Origin of the sequence: Rugosimonospora acidiphila, from assembly GCF_039543385.1 — a bacterium.
Lineage (GTDB): Bacteria > Actinomycetota > Actinomycetes > Mycobacteriales > Micromonosporaceae > Rugosimonospora > Rugosimonospora acidiphila.
Window position 1 is genome coordinate 1 of record NZ_BAABJQ010000065.1, and the last position, 8,573, is coordinate 8,573.

Annotated in this window: 2 protein-coding genes; both read right to left on the bottom strand. The window is 70.6% G+C overall.

The window, feature by feature from the left end; genetic code table 11:
- Positions 1-1,884: type I polyketide synthase (locus ABEA87_RS41960; RefSeq protein ID WP_345639381.1), on the bottom strand; the 1,884-nt coding region annotated here is incomplete at its 3' end.
- A gap of 21 nt (positions 1,885-1,905) precedes the next feature.
- Positions 1,906-8,523 (bottom strand): SDR family NAD(P)-dependent oxidoreductase, encoded by a 6,618-nt coding sequence (locus tag ABEA87_RS41965; protein WP_345639382.1) that lies wholly within the window; start codon positions 8,521-8,523, stop codon positions 1,906-1,908.
- Positions 8,524-8,573: the final 50 nt, after the last annotated feature.

The window sequence follows — 8,573 nt, forward strand, 5'->3', positions numbered from 1 at the left end:
CCCCCACACCCGCGCCAACCCCACATGCACCGCGAACAACACCGGCTGCACCACATCCACCCGCTCCGGCACCACCCCCGACCGCAACACCTCAACTAGCGACCAATCCACCAACCCACCAAACGCCACCTCACACTCAGCGATCGCCTCCGCAAACACCGGAGACTCATCCAACAGGGCCGCGGCCATACCCGCCCACTGCGAACCCTGACCAGGAAACACCCACACCAAACGACCACCCACCACCCGACCCGATTGCGCCTCGTTCAACCCCGCCACCAACTCGCTCGGGTCCTCACTCACCACCACCGCCCGATACTCAAACCGCGACCGACCCACCAACCCAGCAGCCACCGCACCCACATCCACCGAGCCAGCCGACGCCCACTCGGCCAACGAACCCACCGCCGCGCCCAGTGCCTCCACCGAACGACCCGACACCACCCACGGCACCACACCACCAGGAACAGCCACCCGCTGAACCAACGGTGCCGGCTCCAGCGCGGGAGCCTGCTCCAGCACCACGTGCGCGTTCGTGCCGCTCATCCCGAAGGCCGACACCGCCGCACGCCGCGGCCGATCCAGCGCATCCCACGAGCGCGACTCGGTCAACAACCGAACCGTGCCCGCCGACCAATCCACCTCCGGCGTCGGCTCATCCACATGCAGGGTGGGCGGCAGCACCCCGGCCCGCATCGCCATCACCATCTTGATGACGCCCGCGACCCCGGCCGCGGCCTGCGTGTGCCCGATGTTCGACTTGATCGAACCCAACCACAACGGCCGATCCTCCGACCGGTCCTGGCCATACGTCGCCAACAGAGCCTGCGCCTCGATCGGATCACCCAACGTCGTACCCGTACCATGCGCCTCCACAGCGTCCACCTCGGCCGGCGACAACCCGGCATCCGCCAACGCCGCCCGGATCACCCGCTGCTGCGACGGACCATTCGGCGCCGTCAAACCATTCGAGGCACCGTCCTGGTTCACCGCCGAACCACGCACCACCGCCAAGACCGGATGACCCAACCGCTGCGCGTCCGACAGCCGCTCCACCAGCAGCATGCCCACGCCCTCGCCCCAGCCCGTGCCGTCGGCCGCGCGGGCGAACGCCTTGCACCGGCCGTCGGAGGCAAGGCCCCGCTGCCGGGAGAACGCGATGAACGACCCGGGGGTGGGCAGCACCGTGACGCCGCCGGCGAGCGCCAGGTCACACTCCTCCCGTTGCAGCGCCTGAACTGCCAGGTGCAGCGACACCAGCGAGGAGGAGCACGCGGTGTCCACGGTGATGGCCGGGCCCTCCAGGCCCAGGACGTACGACAGGCGACCGGACAGCACACTCGCGGCCGCGCCGGTGGCCAGGTGGCCGTCGACCGGGTCCGTGGCGCCGAGCATCAGCGTGCCGTAGTCCTGGCCGTTCGTTCCGGCGAACACCCCGGTCCGGCTGCCCCGCAGCGACGCCGGGTCGATGCCCGCGCGCTCGATCGCCTCCCACGCCGTCTCCAGCAGCAGCCGCTGCTGCGGATCCATCGCCACCGCCTCGCGCGGCGAGATCCCGAAGAACTGCGCGTCGAAGCCCGCCATGTCTTCGAGGAAACCGCCACCGCGGACATACGCCGTGCCCGGACGGTCGGGGTCCGGATCGTACAGGGCGTCCAGGTTCCAGCCGCGATCCGTGGGGAACCCGGTGATGGCGTCGGTACCCGCCAGCACCAGCTCGTGCAGGTCCTCGGGCGAGCGCACCCCGCCCGGAAAGCGGCAGCCCATCCCGACGATAGCCAGCGGCTGACGAGTCTTCGCCTCTTGTAGCTGGCGTCGGGTCTCGTGCAGGTCCGCGGTCACCCGCTTGAGAAAGTAACGGAGCTTGTCCTCGTTGTCGTCCATCGGTTGCGCTCCAAGCAAGCGTCAGGAGATGCCGAACTCTTTACCGAGCAGTTCGAACATCTCGTCGTCAGTCGCCGTGCCGATCCGATCCGCTACACCGTCGGCGTTCCCGGCCGAGTTCCAGCGCCCGATCACGGTGGCGAGCTGTTTCGCCACCGCGACGCGGTCCTCGTCGACCAGTTCCTTTTCCAGCCGGTCCAGGTCTGCCATCAGCCGCTCCACCGGAGACAGCGGCTCGCCGACCAGTTCCCGCCGCAGGTGCTCGACCAGGGCCGACGGCGTGGGGTAGTCGAAGATGAGGCCCGCGGGCAGAGCGATGCCGCAGGCGGTGTTGAGGGCGTTGCGCAGTTCGACCGCGGACAGCGAGGTGAACCCGATCTCGCTGAACGGCCGGTTCGGGTCAATGACGGTGGCGTCGCGGTGTCCGAGCACCGCGGCCACGTTGCTGTTCACCAGAGAGGTCAGGGTTTGCCGTACGCCCGATTCCGACAGGGTGGCCAGGTGGGCGCGCAGGTCCAGCACCGGCGGTGCGCTCTCGGGTGCCAAGCCCTCCGCCTCGGACAGTTCGTCGAACAGCGGCCGGCGCCGGGTGGCGGTGAGGCCCGGCAGGTATCGCGGCCAGTCCACGTCGACGACGACCAGCGTCCCACCGGCGTCGCCGGCAGCGGTGATCAGGCGGAGCGCGGCCTCGGCGGGCAGCGGGCGCACGCCCGCACGACGCATCCGTTCGGCCGCGCCGTCCTTGGCCATGCCCGCGCCGGCCCACGGTCCCCAGGCGATGGAGACCGCCCGGTGCCCGGAGCGCAGCCGTTGCCGGGCGATGGCGTCGAGCCCGGCGTTCGCCGCGGCGTAGTTCGCCTGCCCGGCCGAGCCGAAGGTGCCCGCCAGCGAGGAGAACAGGACGAACGCGTCGAGCTGCCGGTCCCGGGTCAGCTCGTCGAGGATGGCCGCGCCGGTCACCTTGGCGGCCAGCACCGTGTCGAGGCGAGCCGGGGTGAGCGAGTCGATGACGGCGTCGTCCAGCAGACCGGCGGCGTGCACGACGGCCGTCGGCGCGTGGGCGTCCAGCAGCGCGGCCATGGCCGCCCGGTCGGTGACGTCCGCGGCCACTATCTCGAGCCGTGAGCCGAACTCCGCCGCCAGTTCGGCGGTGCCCGATGCCTCGCCGCCGTGGCGGCTCACCGCGACCACACGCTGGGCGCCATTGGTCAGCAGCCAGCGCGTCACCTGGCCGCCGAGCGCGCCGGTGCCGCCGGTGATCAGCACTGTGCCGCGCGGCTCCCAGTCCGTCGCCACGTCTTCGCGGCGGCGCAGGCGGCGGGTGTACACGCCGTCCGCCCGCAGCGCCACCTCGTCCTCGTCCCCGGCGAGCACTCCCGGAATCAGGGCCGGATCGGCCGTGCCGTCTACCGACGGCAGATCGAGCAGGCCACCCCAACGCTGCGGGTACTCCGCCGCCGCGGTGCGGCCGAAGCCCCACAGCTGCTCCTGGTCGCTGCCGCCCGGGTCCTGCGGGCCGGTGGCCACCGCCGCCCTGGTCACGCACCAGAGCCGCGCCGACACCCGGGCGTCGCCGAGCGCCTGAAGCAGCACCAGCGTCGCGGCCAGGCCGGGCGCGGCGACGCCGTCGCCCGGGGCGAGGGCCAGCAGCGACAGCACCCCGACCGGGGCCGGTCCGTCGTGCGCGGCGAGCCGCTCGGTGAGCCGGGCGGTCATCGCCGTCCGGTCGAGCCCGGTCCCGAGGTCCACGGCGACGATGTCGGCACCGGCGCGGGCGAGGGCCATGGTGACCGCCGCGACGAGCGGCCGCTGGGTGCCCGGTAGGTCCGCGGGCAGGGCCACGAGCCAGGTTCCGGTCAGGCCGGTCTGCGGCAGTTCGACGTGCTGCCAGTCGTTGGCGTACGTCCAGGCGGAGGTGTCCGCGGTCTCCGGTTCGATCTCGGGCCAGTAGTTCTGGTGATCGAACGGATACGTCGGCAGGTCAACATGCCGATGCCCACCGGTGAACCACTGCACCGGCGTGCCGGTCACGTGCAACCGGGCCAGCGCGGTCAGCCACGACTCAACCTCATCCCGGTCACGACGCTGCGCCGCCACCGTCACCACGTCCGAGCCCACGATCTCCTGGGCTACCCCGGTCAGCGCCGCATCCGGACCCAACTCCAACAACCCCGTAACCCCCAACCCCTCCAACGCGACCACCGCGTCACCGAACCGCACCGTCTGACGGACCTGCCCCACCCAATACGACGGATCCGTCCACAACCCCGGCGTCACCGGCTCACCCGTCACCGTCGACACCGCCGACAACACCGGCTCACCGAACTCCAACGACTCCACCACCGCCGCGAACTCCGCCAACATCGGCTCCATCAACACCGAATGAAACGCATGCGACACCACCAACCGACGCGACCGCACCTCACCCAAAGCCTCAACCGCCGCCAACACCTCACCCTCCACCCCCGACAACACCACCGAGGAAGGACCATTCACGGCCGCGATACCCCCGGGCAGCACCCGCAGGGCCGCGTCCTCCGACACGTTCACCGCCACCATCGCCCCACCCTCAGGCAACGCCTCCATCAACGACGACCGCGCCGCCACCAACCGCACCGCATCCGACAACGAGAAAACCCCCGCCACATGCGCCGCGACAACCTCACCAATCGAATGCCCCGCCACCACACTCGGACGCACCCCGAACGACTCCAACAACCGCCACAACGCCACCTCCACCGCAAACAACGCCGGCTGCGCCCACCCCGTACGCTCCAACCCCACCCCCGACTCAATCACCTCACGCAAACCAGACCCGAACAACCCACACACCTCATCCAACGCCCCCGCGAACACCGGAAACACCGCCGCCAAACCAGCACCCATCCCCACCCGCTGCGCACCCTGACCCGTAAACACCACACCCAGGCGAGACACCGTCGGCAACGCCTCACCCACCACCACACCCGGCACCTCCACACCCTCAACCAACCCCCGCAAACCCTCAACCACATCACCACTAACCACCACCGCCCGCAACGGCAACAACGCCCGACCCCCCACCAACGCCCGCGCCACATCCCCCACACCCACACCAGACTCCAACACCCCCACCACCGAACCAGCCAACCCCCGCAACGACCCCCACGGCCAACCCGACACCACCACCGCCACCGGCACCCCGCCGACCGACACCCCCTCGACCGGAACCTCAACCCCAGCCGGCTCCTCCAAAATCACATGCGCGTTCGTCCCCGAAATACCAAACGACGACACCCCCGCCCGACGCAGCCCACCACCAACCCACTCCCGACCCTCCCTCAACAACCGAACCTGACCCGACGCCCAATCCACATGCGACGACGGCTCACCCACATGCAACGTCGGCGGCAACACCCCCGCCCGCATCGCCATCACCATCTTGATCAAACCCGCCACACCCGCCGCCGCCTGCGTATGACCAAAATTCGACTTCACCGAACCCAACCACAACGGCCGACCCACCGGCCGACCCTGCCCATACGTCGCCAACAACGCCCCCGCCTCAATCGGATCACCCAACCTCGTACCCGTACCATGCGCCTCCACCACATCCACATCCCCCGCCGACAAACCCGCGTTCGCCAACGCCGCCCGAATCACCCGCTCCTGCGACGGACCATTCGGCGCCGTCAAACCATTCGACGCACCATCCTGATTCACCGCACTGCCCCGCACCACCGCCAACACCCGATGCCCCAACCGCCGCGCATCCGACAACCGCTCCACCACCAACACCCCCACACCCTCACCCCAACCAACACCATCAGCCCCATCCCCAAACGCCTTACACCGACCATCACCCGACAACCCACCCTGCACCCCAAACTCCACAAACGCCCCCGCCGTCGACATCACCGTCACCCCACCCGCCAACGCCATATCACACTCACCCACCCGCAACGACTGCACCGCCAAATGCAACGCCACCAACGACGACGAACACGCCGTATCCACCGTCACCGACGGACCCGTCAACCCCAACACATACGACACCCGCCCCGACAACACCGCCGCCGCCGAACCCGTACCCACAAAACCCTCAACCCCCAAACCACCACGCATCAACGACACATAATCCTGACCATTCGTCCCCACAAACACCCCCACCCGATCCCCACCCACCGACAACGGATCAACCCCAGCCCCCTCCAACGCCTCCCACGACACCTCCAACAACAACCGCTGCTGCGGATCCATCGCCAACGCCTCACGCGGCGAAATCCCAAAAAACCCAGCATCAAACCCACCCGCCTCGTCCAAAAACCCACCAACCACCCCACCAAAACCACGACCCGCCGGCACCGGCCCCACACAATCCACCCCACCAGCCACCACATCCCACAAACCCTCACCCGAAACCACCCCACCCGGGAAACGACAACCCAACCCAACAATCACCACCGGGTCATCGCCCGTACTCGCGACGGTGGCCGGGACCGGGGCCGAGTCTGCGCTGGAGACCGAGCCCAGCAGTTGGTCGCAGACGTGCTCCGCCAGCAGCACCGGCGTCGGGAAGTCGAAGACGAGGGTCGCCGACAGGCTCAGGCCCGTCGCCGCTCCCAGCCGGTTACGCAGCTCCACGGCCATCAGCGAGGTGAAGCCGCTGTCGGTGAACGACCTGCTCTCATGCACCGACGCGGTGTCCTCGTGGCCCAGCACGGCGGCGACCTGGGTGCGTACCAGGTCGGAGACGACCCGCGCGGCCTCGGCGCGCGGTAGGGCGCGCAGGCGGGCGGCGAAATCGTCGACCGCCGGGCGGACGTCCGGATCCTCGGCGGGCGCGGGGGCAAGGTCGGCGAAGACCGACCGCGCGGCGGCGTTGGGGGCGCCGCTGGCGTATCGCTGCCAGTTGACGTCGGCGACCAGGGTGGTCGGCTCGGCGCCGAGCGCTACCCCGTCGAGGACGGCCAGCGCGGCCTGCGGGTCGAGCAGCCGGATGCCGGCGCCCTGCAGGCGGCGGCGCATCTCGGGGCGCTCGGCGGCCATGCCGGTGCCGTCCCACGGACCCCAGGCGATCGAGGTGGCCGGCAGGCCCTCGGCACGGCGACGCTCGGCCAGCGCGTCCAGGCACGCGTTCGCCGCCGCGTAGCTGCCCTGGCCCGCGGCGCCGAGCGAGCCCGCCATCGAGGAGAAGAGTACGAAGGCGTCGAGGTCCAGCTCTGCGGTGAGCCGGTCGAGGTGGTACGCCGCGAGCACCTTGCCGTGGAAGACGGTGGCGAAGCGCTGCGGGGTCAAGGCGTCGAGCACCCCGTCGTCGAGCGCGCCCGCCGCGTGCACGACGGCGGTCAGCGGGGCGTCGGCGGGTATGTCCGCCAGGACCGCGGCCAGCGCCTGCTCGTCCGCGACGTCGCCGGCCACCACCGTCACCTGGCAGCCCCGCTCTCGCAGGTCGCGGGTCAGCTCGTCGGCGCCGGGGGCGTCGGGCCCGCGCCGGCTCATCAGGACGAGGTGGGCCGCCCCGCGCTCGGCCAGGTGACGTGCCACTGTCGCACCGAGGGCACCGGTACCGCCGGTGATCAGTACCGTGCCGCGTGGCCGCCAGACGGGTACCGGCCCGGGGCGACCGGTGGTCAGCCGGCGCGCGTAGGCACCGGCCTCCCGGATCGCCAGTTCGTCCTCACGACCGTTGAGCAGCGCACCGGCGAGGATGGCGGCCAGGTGCCCGCGGGCCGACTCGTCCAGGTCGGCCGGCAGGTCCACCAGGCCTCCCCACAGCTGGGGGTGCTCGGCGGCGACCGTGCGCCCGACACCCCACACCTGAGCCTGAATGGCGCCCGGCAGGTCGTCGTCGGGGGTGGCGGCCACGGCGCCGGCGGTGAGGCACCACAGCGGCGCGGCGACCCCGGCGTCGTTCAGGGCCTGCACGAGCAGGGCGGTGCCGGCCGCACCGCGGCTGTCCCGCTCATCCAGGGCGAGCAGGGAGATCACCCCGCTGATGCCGTCGGCCTCCACGCGCAGCCGGTCGGCGAGCGCGGCCCGGTCGAGGTCGGACAGCGTGACCGGTACCGCCTCGGCGCCATGCTCCACCAACGCCCGCACGACGCCGGCCGCGACACCCGCCCGGGCCTGTTCGGGCATGGCGAGCAGCCAGCGCCCGGCCAGGCTCGGAGCGGGGCTGCTGGTGACCGGCTCCCAGGCGAAGTGGTGGACCGGCGAGGCGGTCTCCGCGGGCTTGAGCCAGTAGTGCTGGTGTTGGAACGGGTACGTGGGCAGGTCCAACTCCGGCGCCGCGGTGCTCGGCCACTGCACCGGCGTGCCGGACACGTGCAACCGGGCCAGCGCGGTCAGCCACGACTCGACCTCATCCCGGTCCCGACGCTGCGCCGCCACCGTCACCACGTCCGAGCCCACGATCTCCTGGGCTACCCCGGTCAGCGCCGCATCCGGACCCAACTCCAACAACCCCGAAACACCCAGACCCTCCAACGCGACCACCGCATCACCAAACCGCACCGTCTGACGAACCTGCCCCACCCAATACGACGGATCCGACCACAACCCCGGCGTCACCGGCTCACCCGTCACCGTCGACACCGCCGACAACACCGGCTCACCGAACTCCAACGACTCCACCACCGCCGCGAAGTCCGCCAACATCGGCTCCATCAACACCGAATGAAACGCATGCGACACCACCAACCGACGCG

Excerpts from the sequence above, each read along its gene's own strand:
- ABEA87_RS41965 (WP_345639382.1), bottom strand. The coding sequence starts at position 8,523 with ATGTTGGCGGACTTCGCGGCGGTGGTGGAGTCGTTGGAGTTCGGTGAG.